Genomic DNA, 16552 nt, shown 5'->3' with positions numbered 1-16552 from the left:
ATGGCAGTGATTTCTTATATAGATGCGGTGATAATGGCGATACGGGAAGAAATGGAACGTGATTCCCGTGTATTTGTTTTAGGTGAGGATGTAGGGATAAAAGGCGGCGTTTTTAAAGCGACTTCAGGATTATACGAACAATTCGGGGAACAGCGTGTCATTGATACCCCGCTTGCAGAATCTGCAATCGCAGGAGTCGGCATCGGCGCGGCCATGTATGGAATGAGGCCGATTGCGGAAATGCAATTCGCTGATTTTATCATGCCTGCAATCAACCAAATCATTTCAGAAGCTGCAAAAATCCGTTATCGCTCCAATAATGACTGGCATTGCCCAATCGTCATCAGAGCTCCATACGGTGGGGGCGTACATGGGGCGTTATACCATTCGCAATCCGTTGAAGCCATATTTGCCAATCAACCCGGACTTAAAATTGTCATGCCCTCTACACCCTATGACGTGAAAGGGCTATTGAAAGCAGCCATTCGTGATGATGACCCGGTCCTCTTCTTTGAACATAAGCGGGCCTATCGCCTAATTAAAGAAGAAGTGCCGAATGATGATTATGTTTTACCCATTGGTAAAGCGGATGTAAAACGTGAAGGCGAGGACGTTACAGTGATTACTTACGGACTTTGTGTTCATTTTGCGCTTAAGGCAGCTGAAAAGCTGGCCAGTGATGGCATATCCGTTCATATACTTGATTTACGAACCGTTTATCCATTAGATCAAGAAGCCATTATGGAAGCTGCATCTAAAACAGGAAAAGTCCTATTGATTACTGAAGATAATAAGGAAGGAAGCATCATTAGTGAAGTATCGGCGATCATTGCAGAAAACTGCCTCTTTGATCTCGATGCCCCAATCATGAGACTCGCTGGCCCGGATGTTCCTGCCATGCCATATTCACCATCATTAGAGAAATCATTCATGGTGAATCCAGAAAAAGTGGAAAAGGCACTGCGGGACTTGGCTGCCTATTAAACAATTCTTCAAATGGAACAAACAAAGCATCCTCATCTAGGGGGATGCTTTGTTTGTTCTCGGGATTAATCGTGCCGAAGAAAAACCAATTAAGGAAATCGCCAAGAATGTCCGAAAGGGTCAAAAAGTACGCATGAATAAAAAAATCATTGAAACGCCATCTGAAATGCGTGGTATTATATGTAAAAGGATTTTAATTAAAGGAGCTTAAGATGAATACTGGACAATTATCCAATAATAAACTATTAGATTTGGTGTTTGAGAGTACATATTATGGAATTGTAATTGTCGATAGTAATGGGAAAATTCAATACATTAGCAATAAATATTGTGAATTTTTAAATGTTGAACGCGACACAGTGATTGGTGAACATGTGACAAATATAATTGAAAATACAAGGCTACACCTTGTAGTGCAAGTAGGTAAATCCGAAATTGCTGATATACATTTTCTTCGTGGTGATTTTGTTATCGCAAATCGCATTCCTATCATTGAAAATAATGAAATAATTGGTGCAATCGGGACAATCATGTTTCGTGATCTTGATGATTGGAATAAAATGAATAGTCACATTAAGGAGATCCTGACAAAGCATAATTTTTACAAAAGTGAAATAGGTGTTACAAATGGAGTGAAATATTCCTTACATAACTTAATTGGAAATTCTCAAGAAATACAACAGTTAAAAGAACGTGTGAAAAAGTTGGCTAGAGGTGATATATCTGTTCTAATTAGAGGAGAAAGCGGTACAGGCAAGGAAATAATCGCACATAGCATTCATCAGCTAAGTGGAAGAAGCGACAAACAGTTTGTGAAAATAAATTGTAGTTCAATTCCGGAACACTTGTTAGAATCTGAACTTTTTGGTTATGAAGAAGGTGCCTTTACAGGGGCAAAAAAAGGAGGTAAAATAGGGAAATTTCAATTTGCTGATGGCGGAACGGTTTTCCTTGACGAAATTGGTGATATGCCTCAGCAAATGCAAGTCAAGTTATTAAGGGTCCTTCAGGAGAAAGAGTTTGAGCCTGTAGGTTCGCTTTACCCCAAAAAACTAAATGTTCGAGTGATCGCTGCAACAAATCGCCCTTTAGAAAAATTGGTTGAAGAAAAGCTATTTCGTGAAGACTTATTTTATAGAATTAACGCTGTCCAATTATTTGTCCCTCCTTTAAGAGATAGAATGGGAGATATCCCTTTACTTGTAGATTATTTTTTCAAAAAAATCACAGCTCGAATAGGAAAACGAGTAACCTCCATACACCCAGAGGTGATTTCATTAATAGAGCAATATAACTGGCCAGGGAATATCAGAGAACTAGAGAATGTGATTGATGCAGGTGTTCACCTATCAAATGAAGAGGTAATGGGAAAGGATGCTTTACCTGAGTATCTTAAACACCCTAATGTGAATAGGAAAGAATTAAGTTTAAAGGATTGTGTAGAGGAAACAGAAAAGAAGGAAATCGAAAAAGCGTTAAGGAGGTTTAAGTTTGATAAAAAAAGGGTTGCGGAAGCTCTTGGGATAGGGAATTCTACCCTATACGATAAAATTAGAAAATATAAGATTTCTGACCAATAAAAATAAATCCGGGATTTCAGAATTCATTCCGAAATCCCGGATTTATTTTTTAATTTCCATATTAGTGTTGATACAGATTACATTACAGGAGAAACAAGGCTATAAATTATGAAAACTATGAATGAAAAATCAGCTGATCTTACTTAAGTTAATTTTTTTCTTGATTATTTTCCGAAAAATCAGAAAATTAGTCATCGACTTTTCCTCGATTATTAAGGACAGTAAGTCTGTAAGGGTTTTTTTCGTTTTGGAATGAATCTTGCATTCAAATTAGAAGAAAGGAGGGAAGAAAACAATAAAGGCGAGTGGTCAATTTAAAGGCATGTAAGAGGGACTGTTTAGAAGTTTGAGAATTGATTTGAACATTATTGAATTTAGCGGCCTTGTAGCCTGAATTTTGTTTGTATTTTTTAAATTGAAAAGGAGGAATTTCATTGGATGTCGGTTTTATCACAAGAAAAATGGCGAATGATTTTAATAATATAAATCCTAGAAAAATAGCAATACAAGAAGAAACAGGAAAGTCGATGACGTACATGGATCTTCACCTTATATCAAATGCGTATGCAAACAAGCTTTACGAAATAGGAGTGCGAAAAGGCGATCGTGTCGGTATTTTACTTTACAACTGTCTCGAATATTTTAGTCTATATTTTGCCATTGCAAAAATCGGTGCAATTGCAGTTCGACTTAATTTTAGGCTTACAAGTGCAGAGCTTGAGTATGCATTAAATGATTCACAGACAAAAATATTGTGTTTCCATTCTAACTTAGCCAATCAGCTGGAATCAGTTTGTAATCATGTTTCTGTTGAGCGTTATTTTAGTCTTCCTCATAATGGCTCAACCCCAGGATGGTCTGAGTCATGGAGTGTATTAGAAAGTGGTTCCGTAGATGAGGTCAAAGTAGATAACATTAAATTAAACGATCCAGTCATGCTTATGTACACATCAGGAACAACGGGAAGACCTAAAGGTGCGATTTGGACACATGATACAACTTTCTGGTTTTCCACGATACAAGCACTGAAATGGAAATTTAGTGGGCGAGAAATTGCGATGACGACAGGACCACTATACCATGTTGGGGCGATGGAAGATATCGCACTTCCCATTCTACTGATGGGTGGAAGGGTAATAATTACAAAAAGCCAAGAATTCGAGATTGGAAGAATTCTTTCCGTTATTGAAGAGGAAAATGTGACCGATTCTTTTTTATTCCCTTTCATGATTTATGAAATGCTAAATTTGCCTGAAATTGAAAAGTATCAGCTGAAATCTTTAAAAACCATTTATACAGGTGGTGACCCGCTAATGCCATGGGCACTGGAACAATTAAAAAAGAGGTTTCCTCAAATTGGAGTTGTTCAAGTTTACGGGTTAACTGAAGGACAGCCAATTGCGGCTTCGCTTGAACCAAAGGATGCTTTTACAAAAGGGCATACCGTTGGGAAGCCGATGCCACTTACAGAAATAAATATTATCGATGAGGATGGAACGCCTTTGCCAGCTGGTGAAATTGGTGAAATTGCTATTAAAAGTCCAGCGGTTTCTGAGGGGTATTGGAGGAAACCAGATGCCACAATGGAAACATTCGTGAATGGGTGGTGTAAAACAGGAGACATGGGAAAGTTCGATCAAGATGGGTATCTATCAATTGCAGGCAGAAAAAAAGATATGATTCGGAGCGGTGGTGAAAACATTTACTCAGCGGAAATTGAAGATGTCTTATACCGGCATGAGGAAGTGAAGGAAGTTTCTATAATTGGTATTCCTGATCCCAAATATATTGAGGCTGTATGTGCTGTTATTGTTAAAAAAGAAGGAGCCAAACTTACGGAGGAAGATGTTGTTAATTACTGTAAGGAACATCTTGCTAGCTATAAAAAACCTAGAAAGGTCACATTTGTTGATGAAATACCACGTACCCCATCCGGGAAGGTTCAAAAGTTTATTCTTCGTAAACAATTTAGTGGTATGGATAAATAAGGGGTTTATGGAAGGTTGAAAAAGGCTTTGTGCATACATTATTTCACTTTGTTTTAAAAATCACATAACCACAAAGGATTCTAGCACAGATATCTCGGGTCACCCACAGATTCCCGTTTTTTAATAATGCCAGAGTATTTGGAACCCACAAGTACACTTTAGGTTTAGGAGGAAAGCCGATGAAGAAGAAGGACCAAGTAGTTTCATGGTCAAAACAGAGTAATATTGCAACGATTATTATTGATAATCCACCAGTTAATGTATTAAGCGCAGATGTTATAGAACAATTGAATTTTGTGGTGGATGAAATTGAAAGCGATTACAATGTTAAGGTCATTATACTTACCGGTGAAGGAGAAAGAGCTTTTGTTGCTGGAGGAGACATTAAAGATTTTCCAGCATGGATTGGAAAAGGAGTGGAAGAAGGAAAGGGGAAATCACTTTGGCTTCAGGAACCACTTAATAAAATTGAACGGTTATCAAGACCAACTATTGCTGCAATCAACGGATTAGCACTAGGTGGAGGATGTGAACTTGCCTTAAGTTGTGATATTCGAATTGCTGAGGAACATATTAGGGTTGGGCTCCCTGAAGTTAAATTGGGATTGTTTCCAGGTGCGGGGGGAACTCAAAGACTTCCTCGACTGATAGGTAAAGCCAAAGCAAAAGAAATGATCTTTACTGGAGAGCCACTGAATGCAGAAGATGCCAAACAAATAGGGCTTGTTAATCATGTTGTGCCAAAGGGTAAATCTTTAGAAAAAGCAATGGAAATTGCAAAATGTATTTGCAATTATTCTTTACAATCTTTAACTTTTGCAAAGCATTCTATTGATTTTGGTTATGAACAAACACTTGAAGATGGACTCGTGATTGAAGCTGAAAATTTTGGTCGTGTTTTTCAGACTAGGGACGTAAAGGAAGGAGTTGAAGCCTTTATAAATAAAAGGGAGCCAAACTTCATTGATCAGTAAGCCCTCATGACCAAACCAGTGGCAAGTCCGATTTTTGAAAAAGATCCTGATGCCGGGGTTGGAAAAGTGGCAGATTCTAAAGTAACTCATCTTTGTTAATATACAAAGTCGTTTAAGGATTCACTCGGGAAATTAATGAGGTTCTTTACTAAATGTGCACTGGAAAACTGTCCTATAATGCCCATTAAGTCTTGGGGCAAAGCATTCAAACCAGCAACAAATGATAACATATATATTTGGAGAAAAAGGGGGAAGTCGAATTGGATGTAATGATCATTATTATTTCACTAGGATTACTTATGTTTCTAGCATATCGAGGATTTTCCGTTATACTTTTTGCACCATTGTGCGCTTTATTTGCTGTATTTTTAACGGATCCTGGACATGTTTTACCTTTCTTCTCTAATATATTCATGGTTAAGTTGGTTGAATTTGTTAAATTATATTTCCCGGTTTTTCTACTAGGTGCTATTTTTGGGAAACTGGTTGAAATAAGCGGTGTTGCAAAGAGCATAGCAAAAATTATTGTCCGGTTTATCGGGGCTAAACAAGCCATTCTAGCCATTGTGATAATGGGCGCAATCCTGACATATAGCGGAGTTAGTTTGTTTGTTGCAGTGTTTGCCATCTATCCATTTGCTGCTCAGCTGTTTCGCGAGGCTAATATTCCAAAGCGATTAATTCCTGCGACAATCGCAGTTAGTGCATTTACCTTTTCCATGGATTCACTTCCAGGATCTCCACAAATTCAGAATGTCATTCCAACTGGTTTCTTTAAAACTGACATTTATGCTGCACCTACATTGGGGATTATTGGGGCAATATTTATCATTTCCTTAAGCCTATTATACTTAAATCATTGTCGACATAAGGCAGTTAGAAATGGTGAAGGGTATTTTGGAATTGGTGATAAAGCTATTGATAAGGAAGCTGCTGAAGCAGAATTGGCAGCCAGTTCTGCTATAGCAATGGAAACGACTAATAAGTTGGGAATGGATTTTGAAAAAGGTATAAGTAGAAAAGACTGGCTTGCTTTTATTCCGTTGGTGTTAGTCGGAGTGATGAATAAGTTTTTTACTGAGTCTTTTCCTCTTTGGTATGCCAAAGGATTCGATTTTGCTACGATTGGATTAAAAGATTTTGGTATTGTCGATATGTCTAAAGTTATTGGTGTCTGGTCTGTGGAGATGGCTCTTATTCTCGGGATAATAGCAATCGTCTTATTAAATTTTAAAGCTGTCAAATTAAATTTCAATTCGAGTATTAATATTGGCATTAGTGGGGCATTGCTAGCAACCATGAATACGGCAACCGAATATGGCTTTGGGGGTGTGATTGCAGCTTTACCCGGCTTTACTGTGGTACAAGATTATCTCACTGGAATGTTTTCGAATCCTTTAATTAATGGGGCGATCATGACAAATGTTTTGTGTGGCATTACTGGATCAGGATCTGGTGGGATGAGCATTACGTTGAGCTTAATGGCGGATACGTATATACAAACTGCTGCTCATTTTGACATTCCGTTGGAAGTTTTACATCGTGTCATTTCTATGTCAGCAGGTGGATTTGATACTTTGCCACATAACGGTGCTATAATAACTCTTTTAGCTGTTACGGGACTTACACATCGCCAGGCATATAAAGACATTTTTGTTATTACCATTATAAAGACACTTGCTGTATTCTTTGTAATTGGTATATTCAGCTTGTTTGCTATCGTTTAACTATTTCCCCGTTGAACATAGGAAAATACACTTCTATTTCTAGCTTTACCCGCTATTTATATGGAATAATACGTCTCCTAAATGAAAAAAAAATTTATTCGTGTTGATTTTAAGAAATATCATTAAATTATATAGTCTTTAATATTTAATATCTGAATATTCAGGCTTTTTATTCGGTCACAAATAAAGGAGATGAAAAAATGTTTAATAAATATTTCCATCAATATGAAATCGGAGAAACATGGATGTCGAAAGGACGTACTATAACCGAGGCTGATTTAGTAATGTTTTCTGCATTTAGCGGTGACTGGTTTCCCCTCCATACTGATAAGGAGTATGCAGCAAATACACAATTTAAGCGACGTATAGCCCACGGAATGCTTATACTTTCGGTTGCAACCGGCTTATTTCATTTTGAACCGGGAATCGTTGTTGCATTTTACGGCTTGGAGAAAGTTCGATTTATAAACCCAACCTTTATTGGGGATACGATACATGTAGAATTAAAGGTGATTGACCTTTTTGAAAAAGGCTATCAAGGTGTTGTAACAGTCATCCAAGAAATAAAAAAACAAAACGGAGAAACTGTAGCCATAGCCAACATGAAAATAATGGTCAATTCTGATGCCAATGTAAAAATATAGTAGTCAATTAAGGTGAAACGAGCTTTGACTACTATCACTATCATTAGTCTAGTCAATCGAATTAGCCTATGGATAGAAAGGAATTCGAAGGGAAAGTATTACCGCAAAAGAAATAATACGTCCTTTCTCATTTTTCAGATTAAGGCAAGCCTATAGACCGGCTTGCCTTCTTTAATGTTCTCCAGCTTTTTTAGTTTTTTAAGACATGAAATAAACATAAAGCAACCGAGCTAAAATAATAGGAGGAATCGCACTGAAGATTCCTCTCTTCATTGACCTGCAACCGCTAGAACACCAACAGACTGGTAGCCTTATAAAGATAGGATAAAAATGCCACAGATTTGGAAGCTAATGAATGATTAGTTTAGCCATGCTTTTGCAATTGCAAAAGATTGTTCGAACGATACATGCCGCTTCCTTTATCTTGAAAGGTTTGTTTATTCAATACCGAATTTGGCGGAAAATAACTTTCAATACTTAAAAAGCAAGATTTTATAGGAAATTCATAACAATGTTTGTCATAATAAGAAAGTAGGGAGGGGGGAACATCATGCTTCGATTATACGGGGCTTTAATCGGTCTTAGTTTGATATGGGGTTTATCGTTTGTTTTCATGAAGTGGCTGCTCCCGCCAGCGGGCATTTGGGGGATTGTGTTTCTCCGCTGTTTGGCGGGTGCTGCTGTCCTGCTTCCCATTTTATGGTGGAAGCGCAGTGAAATCAACTGGAAATTACCATGGAAATCACTGGTGGTTGTCGGAATCTTCAATTGCGGATTAGCATGGGGATTAATTGCTTTAAGTGAAACAGAGATTAACAGCAGCACGGCATCGATTCTTAATGCCACCACTCCGATCTGGACGGGAATCATCGGATTTATCATTTTTTCTTATGTTTTAACCGCCCGACAATGGATGGGCATTCTTATCGGTTTTTTCGGAATTCTAGTATTGATGGATTTTCAAGTCGGTCTGCTTTTCGGCAAGGAATTCATCGGGATAGGGACAATGCTGCTTGCATCTACCTGTTATGGTTTTGCCGGCCAATATACGAAAAGATTTCTTTCCAGTACCAGCATATTGGTCATTACTACGTTTACGCTGCTTACGGGTGCCTTTATCGGTTTGATCGGGATGCTGCTAACAGGGCCGATTAAGCCAGTGTTGTTGATGGACCCGCTAACGATTTTCTCCATAATCGGTCTTGGATGCTTTGGCTCTGGGCTCGGCCAGCTGATCTATTTCTACATCAATAAAAATGGCAGCCCAGAGTTAGCCGCAACGGTTACATACCTAATTCCTGCAAGCGCTATGGTTTGGGGCTATGTCCTGCTTGGAGAAGCGATTCATCCTCATGTAATTATTGGCCTGCTGATTATTTTCGCAGGGGTTTATCTTTCTTCAAAGAAGTCTAAAGAAAAAGATGGTGCTAACTCTTCATCCGGAAAACAAGGGGAATTGCGTCATGTAAAATAAGGAACCAAAATGAAATAGCCCTCACGTGAAGGTTTTGTCTTTACCTGGGGGGCTTTCGTATTGAAAAACTGATTCAATTCAAGTGATCGGGCGTCTTTGCCGCGACTTATAACTATTGATGGTAACCCATATTCAGAATGGCATTTGCTTAAAGATATTTAGAATTAAAATGAGAATTGACAGAGTCATTTTAGAAATTATTTTGATTTTGAGATATATTAATTTGAGGTATTTTTGTTGACAGTGAAGGGCATTCGTGATAAATTATCTTTAAGTTAAGATATATTAATTCGAGATAAAAAGAAGCATGTAAACCCTTATCAAACCCCTTTAATGAATAGTCATTCTTTTTGAAGGAAAAATATAGGGGGTTAATGAAAAGCTGAACATCAAATTGAATCGTTTTAATGGGAGGAATAATTGATGAATGGATTAAAAGGTATACACCACGTAACAGCCATAACAAGCAGTGCTGAAAAAAATTATGAATTTTTTACAAATATATTAGGCATGCGATTAGTCAAGAAAACGGTTAACCAAGATGATATCCAAACGTATCACCTGTTTTTTGCCGACGATGTTGGCGGTGCAGGTACTGACATGACATTCTTCGATTTTCCTGGAATTCCTAAAGGAGTGCATGGGACTAATGAGATCTCTAAAACATCCTTCCGTGTACCGAATGATGCGGCATTGGAGTATTGGGTTAAGCGCTTCGACCGTTTAGAAGTAAGGAATACAGGAATCCAAGAACAATTTGGCAAAAAGATCATTTCTTTTGTGGATTTTGATGATCAGCAATATCAATTGATCTCAGATGAAAATAATACAGGGGTTGCAGCTGGGATCCCTTGGCAAAAAGGACCGGTTCCTCTGGAATACGCTATTACAGGATTAGGACCAATTTTCATTCGCATCGCCAACTTCGATTACTTTAAAGAAATGATGGAAAAAGTCCTTTTATTTAAAGAAATAGCCAAGGAAGGATCATTTCACCTATTTGAAGTAGGAGAAGGCGGGAATGGTGCACAAGTGATCGTCGAGCATAATTCGATCCTTCCTCAGGCACGGCAGGGTTTTGGGACTGTTCACCATACAGCCTTCCGTGTTGAAGACCGTTCCGTTCTGGAAGAATGGATCAAACGAATGGAAAGCTTCCAATTTCATACGTCCGGGTATGTTGATCGTCACTTTTTTGAGTCGCTTTACGTACGAGTGGCGCCGCAAATTTTATTCGAGTTTGCCACGGATGGTCCTGGATTTATGGGGGATGAGCCGTATGAAACGCTTGGGGAAAAGTTATCTTTACCACCGTTCTTAGAACCAAAAAGGGAGCAAATCGAAAAGTTGGTCCGTCCCATTGATACAGTAAGAAGCACCAAGGAATTCATTAAAGAATAATGGACGATCCTTAACGAATGATATATTCGTTTATGACCATACTAAAACAGGTAGAAATAAAAAATGGAACAATCATTTTAAATAGAAAAATGCTCTGGAGGAATGTATCATGACTAAAGATTTTTACACAGCCATTAAAGAGAGACGTTCATATTATGGAATCAATAAAGAGGTCGGAGTATCGGATGAGAAAATTAAAGAAATAGTCGAATTTGCGGTAAAACACACGCCGTCGGCTTTTAATTCCCAATCTACCCGCCTTGTTGTTTTAACTGGGTCGGCACATGATAAATTATGGGATATTACGACGCAGGCTTTAAGGAAAGCCGTTGGTGAGGGAGATTTCTCTGGCACTCAACAAAAAATGGATTCCTTCAAAGCGGGATATGGGTCAATATTATTCTTTGAAGATGAATCTGTTGTGAAATCACTTCAAGAACAATTTGCAACGTATTCCGATAATTTCCCTATCTGGTCACAACAAACATCTGGGATGCATCAATTAGTTGTTTGGACTGCACTTGAAGCAGAAGGATTGGGAGCAACTTTACAGCATTATAATCCTCTAATTGATGATGAAGTGAAAAAAGAATGGGATGTTCCAAGTAATTGGAAATTGATTGCGCAAATGCCATTTGGAAATCCAACAGCTCAACCGGGTGATAAAGAATTCAAACCACTTGAAGATCGTATAAAATTTTATAAATGAATGAGTTGCAAATTAGTCTACAGAGAGCCAATTCCCAATGGCTCTTTTTTCGTTCGGGGATATCTTGACAAGGAAAATGCCATATTATATATTTGTGACAGTCAATACTGACATATGAAAATTGATAGAGGTTATATAAATGAATGGTAATAGAAAACAAGACACTTCTGATAAAATTATGATCGCTGCTATAGAACTTATGGCAGAAAGAGGATACAATGGCGTATCCACCCAGGAAATAGCGGATGTGGCAGGTTTAAGCGAAAAGACGCTATTTCGCCATTTCGGCAGCAAACAAAATCTTCTTGAAACCGCATTTGACCGATTTCATTATGCCGAAGAGATGAGAAGCCTTTTTGAGGGGAAACTCGTTTTTGATTTGTCTCAAGACTTGCTTCTGATCAGTCGAAAGTATCACGAAATGATGAATCATAACCGAAAACTGATCCAAATTGGAATGAAAGAGCAAGTTAATTTGCCAGGTTTACACGAAAAAATGCAAAAGCATCCTCAACAATTAATGAAGATCTTATCCGATTATTTAAAGGTTATGTCAGGGAAAGGAAGAGTGATTGCGGCAAATCCGGATTTGCAAGCCGTATCATTTATGATGATGCATTTTGGTGCATATATGAACGATATAGAATCCAGTGCTGATTTTTCAAGCATATCACTGGATGATTTTATCAAAGAGAGTGTCACCATATTCACTAGGGCTTTAACCCCTTAATATATTTTTAAGATATTCCTATATTAAAATCATTTTCCAAGTGCTTTTCCATAAAGGAGAATTCACAAAGGCTGGCCAAACTATAAAAAAACAAAGCAACAGGCAATCTTTTAATTAAGAGTGCCTGTTGCTTTGCTGTTACCTGTCTTTGCAAAAGAAGGATGCCGTGTTTTTACATTCATTCATCCAACGGCTGTGGTGTGATTTTTTCCATCTTCATTATAATGAATCCACTCCAGGCAAACAGTAAGGAGGCAATGTAAAAGATGCTGCCGATTGTTAAAAAGTCGACTAAATATCCGGTTGCAATCACCGCAGCTGCAGCACCGATGGATGTCCAAACATGGTAGTTTCCAATTTCCTCACCCGCTGTTTTCTTCGTAACATATCTTGCAAGTACCGTTTTTTCCGTGTTTTTTTGTACTGCCCCAAGTACCCCCATAATGATTTGCAGGAGATAGACATGCCAAATTTCATAGGCGAGAGGAAAGGCAAGAAGGATTAGTGCCATCCCCCATGAATAGATAAGGAGAAATGCTTTGTCACCGGATTTGTCAGTGAATTTTCCGATTAAAGGATAGCTAAGTGCTGCAGTAAGTGAGAATATTCCGTATGCCCACCCGAATTGCGAATAACTGGTGCCTACATTTTTGATTAGCAAAATATAAAAAGGGAAAATCATGCTCGCAGCCATTCCAACAGTGCCTTGGTAAAAAACAAACCGTTTATAATTCATGGATGGTACTCCTCATAGAAAAGATTCAAAAAGCGATTATCAGGATCGTACTTCTTCTTTAATCGAAAGAATTCCTCAGTGCGCGGATACGCTTCAAATAATTGTGTCTTGGTTGGATATCCATAATAGGGCAAATAGTAGCTGCCGTTATGGTCAAGCGTCACATCTATCATATTGCGGATGACCCTTCCCGTATTTTCCTTACTATCGTTATCTGTCCCTTGATTGATGAGCATCACAAGAGCGAACATATCATCCTTGGCATAGGACATGAGTGATTCATCATTATGTTCCACATAACGAATTGTAATATTTAATAAATTAAAATCTTTCTCATCAGATAAGGTATTTCTTAAATCATCGATATAATCAGCAAATTGATCAATCGGAACGAAGTATTCTTGCAGCACTTCAGTTTTGTTCGGATTGCTGTAATCCATAAAGGCTGAGTCCGACCGCATCACATTATTCCTCGAAACCAAGTTGCCATCAATATTGGCCGTGTAGGTTTTTTGAGTTTCCCAAAACCTTTTTTTACCCCAGTCATTAAAACGTGATAGGCCAAGAAAGAATTTAGGCACGGCAATGATCGTTTCCCGTTTGAGAGTATTGTAGTCAGCTAGCTGTGTTTGGTCATTTGCCTTATAATAATCCGTTACATACATTTCATCCAAATAGGAGCCAGGAGCAACCGATATTCTTGCAAGATGCATTTTAACATCATCGTTTTGGAGAACTTCTCTTTTAAAATACGAAGTATATTCATCATAATGGAGTGATTTAGTTTTGATGTTATAAAGTTCGTCATCGGTAAGGTGGAGTGTTACATCGAGTATTACGCCAAACAAACCATACCCGCCAATAACCGAATGGAAGAGCTCCGAATTTTCTTGGCGGCTCACTGTTAGGATTTGTCCTTTTGCGTTAAGCAATCTAAAAGATTCCACGGTTTCTATCAAGGCATGATGACGGATATCGCGGCCATGGACATTAACGCTCAAAGAACCGCCGATGGTAAAAATGTTTTGAGATTGACTGACCTTCAGAGCAAGTCCATATGGGTTGATATATTCCTGGAGAGCAGCCCAGGTTGCACCGCTTTGGACCGTAATGCGTTTTTCTTTTACATCCAATTCAAGTATTTTATCATAGTGCTTCATATCGAGCAGGATCCCATTTGGATATAATGTCTGCCCTCCTTGGCTATGCTGCATTCCGGCAATGGAAATGGGATCATCGTTTTTTTCGGCATCCAAAACGACCTTTTTGATTTCTTCTTCACTATCTTCCGCCTTAATCGTTTTCATTTTAACCGGCATCAGCCGGCTGATATCTTTGGCAATAGGGTGGTCAAGCTTGAAATTAAAAGCCTGCAGCGATAATCCAAATAATAGTGCATATAGGATGATGAATAACAATCGTTTCATGATATCTGGCTTTCGACTCCTCGTTTAATATGTCTGACACTCAATTGAAAATAATGATAAAGTATGAACTTTATAGGTTAATGGAGTTACCCCTGAACATTCAGTGAGATTGGGGTTAATAATGAATAATGTCAGATTTATGAAAATGAATCTTTTGATTTATGTATTAGTTCTTAGTTTTCAGCCCGTTAATGATTGTTTTGGTTAGCGGTATGGATAGTGATTCCAAGCTTTGTTCTGAGTTGTTAAATCCCCAATGATAGATGATTCCCATCAGGCTTTGGGTGATAAGTTGTGAAATGCCGTTAACTGATTGATCAGTGCCAATGTCGTTTTGTTCTTTCGCCTCTTCAATTAATGAACGAATAATTAGGAAGAGTGAGCGATTTGAATGTAAAAAGTAAGTATGTTCTTTTGAATCTAAAGCGGAACTGTAAATCACTTTCATTAAATCTTTGCCCATTTCTTCTTCCAGAAAACGCATCAATGTGCGTATGAAAATGAATAATTTCTCGGTAGCGTCCATATCGACCGGGAATGAACGGAAGACTTCACGATAGTAATCATCGACTTCTATAGAATCTCACTAAAAAAATATCCGATTTCGTTGAAAAGTGTTGGTAAAATGACCCTTTTGATGTGCCGCTTTTTTCACGATTTCGTCAAGGGTAACTTTATCAGAACCTTTTTCGCTAAATAGCTTTAAAGATGTTTTTACTATTTTTTCACGAGTCTTTTCTCCCCTAAGCTGTTTCTTTCTAAGCCTGTATGATAATTGACAGAATATTCCTATATGGTTTAATATCAGACTACAGTCTAGTTAAATGATAGGTGGTCTATTTAATCTAACGTAGATCATCAATAATCACAACGCTTTCTTAATTGCATTTCGCATATTTAGAAAGCGTTTACAAATTTTAGGATCAAGTATGGGGAAGGTTAGTTCCGTTTAAATTAGGAGGTTTTTCAAGTAGAAGATTAATGGAAGGGGGATTGGGATTAATTTAAAGACCTAGGAATGAACCATAGTATCGGGAAGTAGGAAATTTTTTTTATAGGCTATTTCTTCTTTGAAGTTCCTAGCAATATGATCATGCATAAAGTGGGAGCTAGGATATGGATTGCCCGCATAATGATTTCGTGGGGACTCGTGGTAATATTAACAGGTTTTGCGCAAACAACGATGCATTTATATATTCTCCGTTTTTTATTAGGTGTTGCCGAAGCTGGGTTTTTTCCTGGTATAATTTTGTATTTAACTTATTGGTTCAGGGCCCGCGAGAGGGGACGGGCAACAGCGGCCCTGCTTTTAGCCTTACCGATTGGCGGATTGATTGGTGCGCCTGTGTCGACATGGATTCTTGACAATATTACCTGGTTCGGTATGGCCGGCTGGAGATGGATGTTCATCCTTGAAGGCATTCCGGCCATTTTTATCGGTGTTGTGGTTGTTTTCTATTTAACTAATAGACCGACTAACGCTAAATGGTTATCTAAGGAAGAAAGTGATTGGTTAGAAGGGGAATTGAGTGCGGAAAGAAAAGTCAGCTCGAAAATAAATAAAGTCACAAAGCTTGCTATGATGAAAGATGCGAAAATTTGGAAGCTGGCCCTATTTTATTTCACGGGGTACACATCTATCTATGGATTGTCATTCTGGATGCCAACCATCATTAAATCTTTATCGGAAAATGCAACAACCAATTTAGAAATAGGCTGGCGATGATTCCATCGTTAGTAGGCATACCTGCCATTATGTTTGTGGGCTGGAATTCAGATCGGACCAATGCACATAAATCGCACTTGCTCGTTTGCCTCATGGTATCAGTTGTCGGATTTATCGGGTGCGGCTTTTCAGATAGTGTTTTTATGATGGTGCTGATGTTAACGATTACATCTTTCGGGTTATACGGGTTCACTGGATGTTTCTTTGCCTATATGACTTTTTTCTTCACTGAGTCCACTGCACCAGTTGGAATAGCCATTGTCAATTCATTTGCGGCTTTAGGCGGTTTTGTAGGACCGATGATTCTCGGAACTGTTGCATTCACTCAAGGTATGTTTATTTTATCTGGATTACTTGTAATAGGAGTTATCACTCTATTATCATTAAAATTGACAGATGCTTCAGCGGAAAACATCTTACAAGAAGTTGAAGTCAATATTAATCGATAATAA

Annotated in this window: 16 protein-coding genes and 1 pseudogene; 13 read left to right on the top strand and 4 right to left on the bottom strand. The window is 38.2% G+C overall.

Translation table 11 applies throughout. The features are described 5' to 3' along the window. The 11 genes from ACFVS1_RS10855 (at nucleotide 1) to ACFVS1_RS10805 (ending at nucleotide 12211) form a co-directional block, all read left to right on the top strand. Entirely contained in the window at nucleotides 1–984 is a 984-nt protein-coding gene (locus tag ACFVS1_RS10855) for an alpha-ketoacid dehydrogenase subunit beta (RefSeq protein ID WP_387547212.1), read from the top strand. Between the two features lie 49 nt (nucleotides 985–1033). Next, on the top strand, nucleotides 1034–1195 hold the full coding sequence (locus ACFVS1_RS10850) for a hypothetical protein (RefSeq protein ID WP_387547209.1): 162 nt from the start codon (nucleotides 1034–1036) through the stop codon (nucleotides 1193–1195). A gap of 1 nt (nucleotide 1196) precedes the next feature. Continuing rightward, entirely contained in the window at nucleotides 1197–2564 is a 1368-nt protein-coding gene (locus ACFVS1_RS10845; protein ID WP_387547206.1) for a sigma-54 interaction domain-containing protein, read from the top strand. Nucleotides 2565–2998: 434 nt separating this feature from the next. Next, complete coding sequence (locus tag ACFVS1_RS10840; RefSeq protein ID WP_387547203.1) at nucleotides 2999–4552, top strand: AMP-binding protein; 1554 nt, start codon at nucleotides 2999–3001, stop codon at nucleotides 4550–4552. Nucleotides 4553–4731: 179 nt separating this feature from the next. Next, nucleotides 4732–5526 (top strand): enoyl-CoA hydratase, encoded by a 795-nt coding sequence (locus ACFVS1_RS10835; protein WP_387547200.1) that lies wholly within the window; start codon nucleotides 4732–4734, stop codon nucleotides 5524–5526. 260 nt (nucleotides 5527–5786) lie between these two features. Beyond that, nucleotides 5787–7253 (top strand): GntP family permease, encoded by a 1467-nt coding sequence (locus ACFVS1_RS10830; protein WP_387547197.1) that lies wholly within the window; start codon nucleotides 5787–5789, stop codon nucleotides 7251–7253. 200 nt (nucleotides 7254–7453) lie between these two features. Further along, nucleotides 7454–7897, top strand: a complete 444-nt coding sequence (locus ACFVS1_RS10825; protein ID WP_387547194.1) for a MaoC/PaaZ C-terminal domain-containing protein — start codon at nucleotides 7454–7456, stop codon at nucleotides 7895–7897. 550 nt (nucleotides 7898–8447) lie between these two features. Then, entirely contained in the window at nucleotides 8448–9371 is a 924-nt protein-coding gene (locus ACFVS1_RS10820) for a DMT family transporter (protein ID WP_387547191.1), read from the top strand. Between the two features lie 423 nt (nucleotides 9372–9794). Further along, entirely contained in the window at nucleotides 9795–10772 is a 978-nt protein-coding gene (locus tag ACFVS1_RS10815) for a ring-cleaving dioxygenase (RefSeq protein ID WP_241588860.1), read from the top strand. 109 nt (nucleotides 10773–10881) lie between these two features. After that, on the top strand, nucleotides 10882–11481 hold the full coding sequence (locus tag ACFVS1_RS10810; RefSeq protein WP_387547189.1) for a nitroreductase family protein: 600 nt from the start codon (nucleotides 10882–10884) through the stop codon (nucleotides 11479–11481). Between the two features lie 139 nt (nucleotides 11482–11620). Continuing rightward, nucleotides 11621–12211, top strand: coding sequence for a TetR/AcrR family transcriptional regulator (locus ACFVS1_RS10805; RefSeq protein WP_387547186.1), 591 nt, complete (start codon nucleotides 11621–11623; stop codon nucleotides 12209–12211). 178 nt (nucleotides 12212–12389) lie between these two features. Here the strand turns inward: ACFVS1_RS10805 and ACFVS1_RS10800 are convergent, their stop codons facing one another. From ACFVS1_RS10800 to ACFVS1_RS10785, 4 genes and pseudogenes are all read right to left on the bottom strand, one after another. Further along, on the bottom strand, nucleotides 12390–12947 hold the full coding sequence (locus ACFVS1_RS10800; protein ID WP_387547184.1) for an MFS transporter: 558 nt from the start codon (nucleotides 12945–12947) through the stop codon (nucleotides 12390–12392). Then, nucleotides 12944–14374 carry an FAD-binding protein gene (locus ACFVS1_RS10795; protein ID WP_387547182.1) on the bottom strand — a complete coding sequence of 477 codons (1431 nt, stop codon included), beginning with the start codon at nucleotides 14372–14374 and terminating at the stop codon, nucleotides 12944–12946. Before ACFVS1_RS10795 ends, ACFVS1_RS10800 begins: the two co-directional genes overlap by 4 nt. A gap of 166 nt (nucleotides 14375–14540) precedes the next feature. Then, nucleotides 14541–14837 (bottom strand): hypothetical protein, encoded by a 297-nt coding sequence (locus ACFVS1_RS10790; protein WP_387547179.1) that lies wholly within the window; start codon nucleotides 14835–14837, stop codon nucleotides 14541–14543. 100 nt (nucleotides 14838–14937) lie between these two features. Next, nucleotides 14938–15095 (bottom strand): annotated as a pseudogene (locus ACFVS1_RS10785) (TetR/AcrR family transcriptional regulator). Between the two features lie 366 nt (nucleotides 15096–15461). Between ACFVS1_RS10785 and ACFVS1_RS10780 the strand changes: the two are divergent. Together ACFVS1_RS10780 and ACFVS1_RS10775 are read left to right on the top strand one after the other, a co-directional pair. Next, nucleotides 15462–16100 (top strand): MFS transporter, encoded by a 639-nt coding sequence (locus tag ACFVS1_RS10780; protein WP_387547177.1) that lies wholly within the window; start codon nucleotides 15462–15464, stop codon nucleotides 16098–16100. Then, nucleotides 16097–16549 carry an MFS transporter gene (locus ACFVS1_RS10775; protein WP_387547174.1) on the top strand — a complete coding sequence of 151 codons (453 nt, stop codon included), beginning with the start codon at nucleotides 16097–16099 and terminating at the stop codon, nucleotides 16547–16549. The genes ACFVS1_RS10780 and ACFVS1_RS10775 overlap by 4 nt, the downstream gene beginning before the upstream one ends. Nucleotides 16550–16552: the final 3 nt, after the last annotated feature.

This window comes from Peribacillus sp. NPDC058075 (genome assembly GCF_042885195.1).
In the GTDB taxonomy this organism is placed as follows: domain Bacteria; phylum Bacillota; class Bacilli; order Bacillales; family DSM-1321; genus Peribacillus.
Note: the sequence above shows the minus strand (reverse complement) of the source record. Positions and strands in the feature narration are given on the sequence as shown.

Bases quoted from the DNA above. Each gene is read 5' to 3' on its own strand.
- ACFVS1_RS10855 (WP_387547212.1), top strand. From the start codon at position 1: ATGGCAGTGATTTCTTATATAGATGCGGTGATAATGGCGATACGGGAA.
- ACFVS1_RS10845 (WP_387547206.1), top strand. From the start codon at position 1,197: ATGAATACTGGACAATTATCCAATAATAAACTATTAGATTTGGTGTTT.
- ACFVS1_RS10835 (WP_387547200.1), top strand. From the start codon at position 4,732: ATGAAGAAGAAGGACCAAGTAGTTTCATGGTCAAAACAGAGTAATATT.
- ACFVS1_RS10825 (WP_387547194.1), top strand. From the start codon at position 7,454: ATGTTTAATAAATATTTCCATCAATATGAAATCGGAGAAACATGGATG.
- ACFVS1_RS10820 (WP_387547191.1), top strand. From the start codon at position 8,448: ATGCTTCGATTATACGGGGCTTTAATCGGTCTTAGTTTGATATGGGGT.
- ACFVS1_RS10815 (WP_241588860.1), top strand. From the start codon at position 9,795: ATGAATGGATTAAAAGGTATACACCACGTAACAGCCATAACAAGCAGT.
- ACFVS1_RS10810 (WP_387547189.1), top strand. From the start codon at position 10,882: ATGACTAAAGATTTTTACACAGCCATTAAAGAGAGACGTTCATATTAT.
- ACFVS1_RS10805 (WP_387547186.1), top strand. From the start codon at position 11,621: ATGAATGGTAATAGAAAACAAGACACTTCTGATAAAATTATGATCGCT.
- ACFVS1_RS10800 (WP_387547184.1), bottom strand. From the start codon at position 12,947: ATGAATTATAAACGGTTTGTTTTTTACCAAGGCACTGTTGGAATGGCT.
- ACFVS1_RS10795 (WP_387547182.1), bottom strand. From the start codon at position 14,374: ATGAAACGATTGTTATTCATCATCCTATATGCACTATTATTTGGATTA.
- ACFVS1_RS10790 (WP_387547179.1), bottom strand. From the start codon at position 14,837: ATGGGCAAAGATTTAATGAAAGTGATTTACAGTTCCGCTTTAGATTCA.
- ACFVS1_RS10780 (WP_387547177.1), top strand. From the start codon at position 15,462: ATGATCATGCATAAAGTGGGAGCTAGGATATGGATTGCCCGCATAATG.
- ACFVS1_RS10775 (WP_387547174.1), top strand. From the start codon at position 16,097: ATGATTCCATCGTTAGTAGGCATACCTGCCATTATGTTTGTGGGCTGG.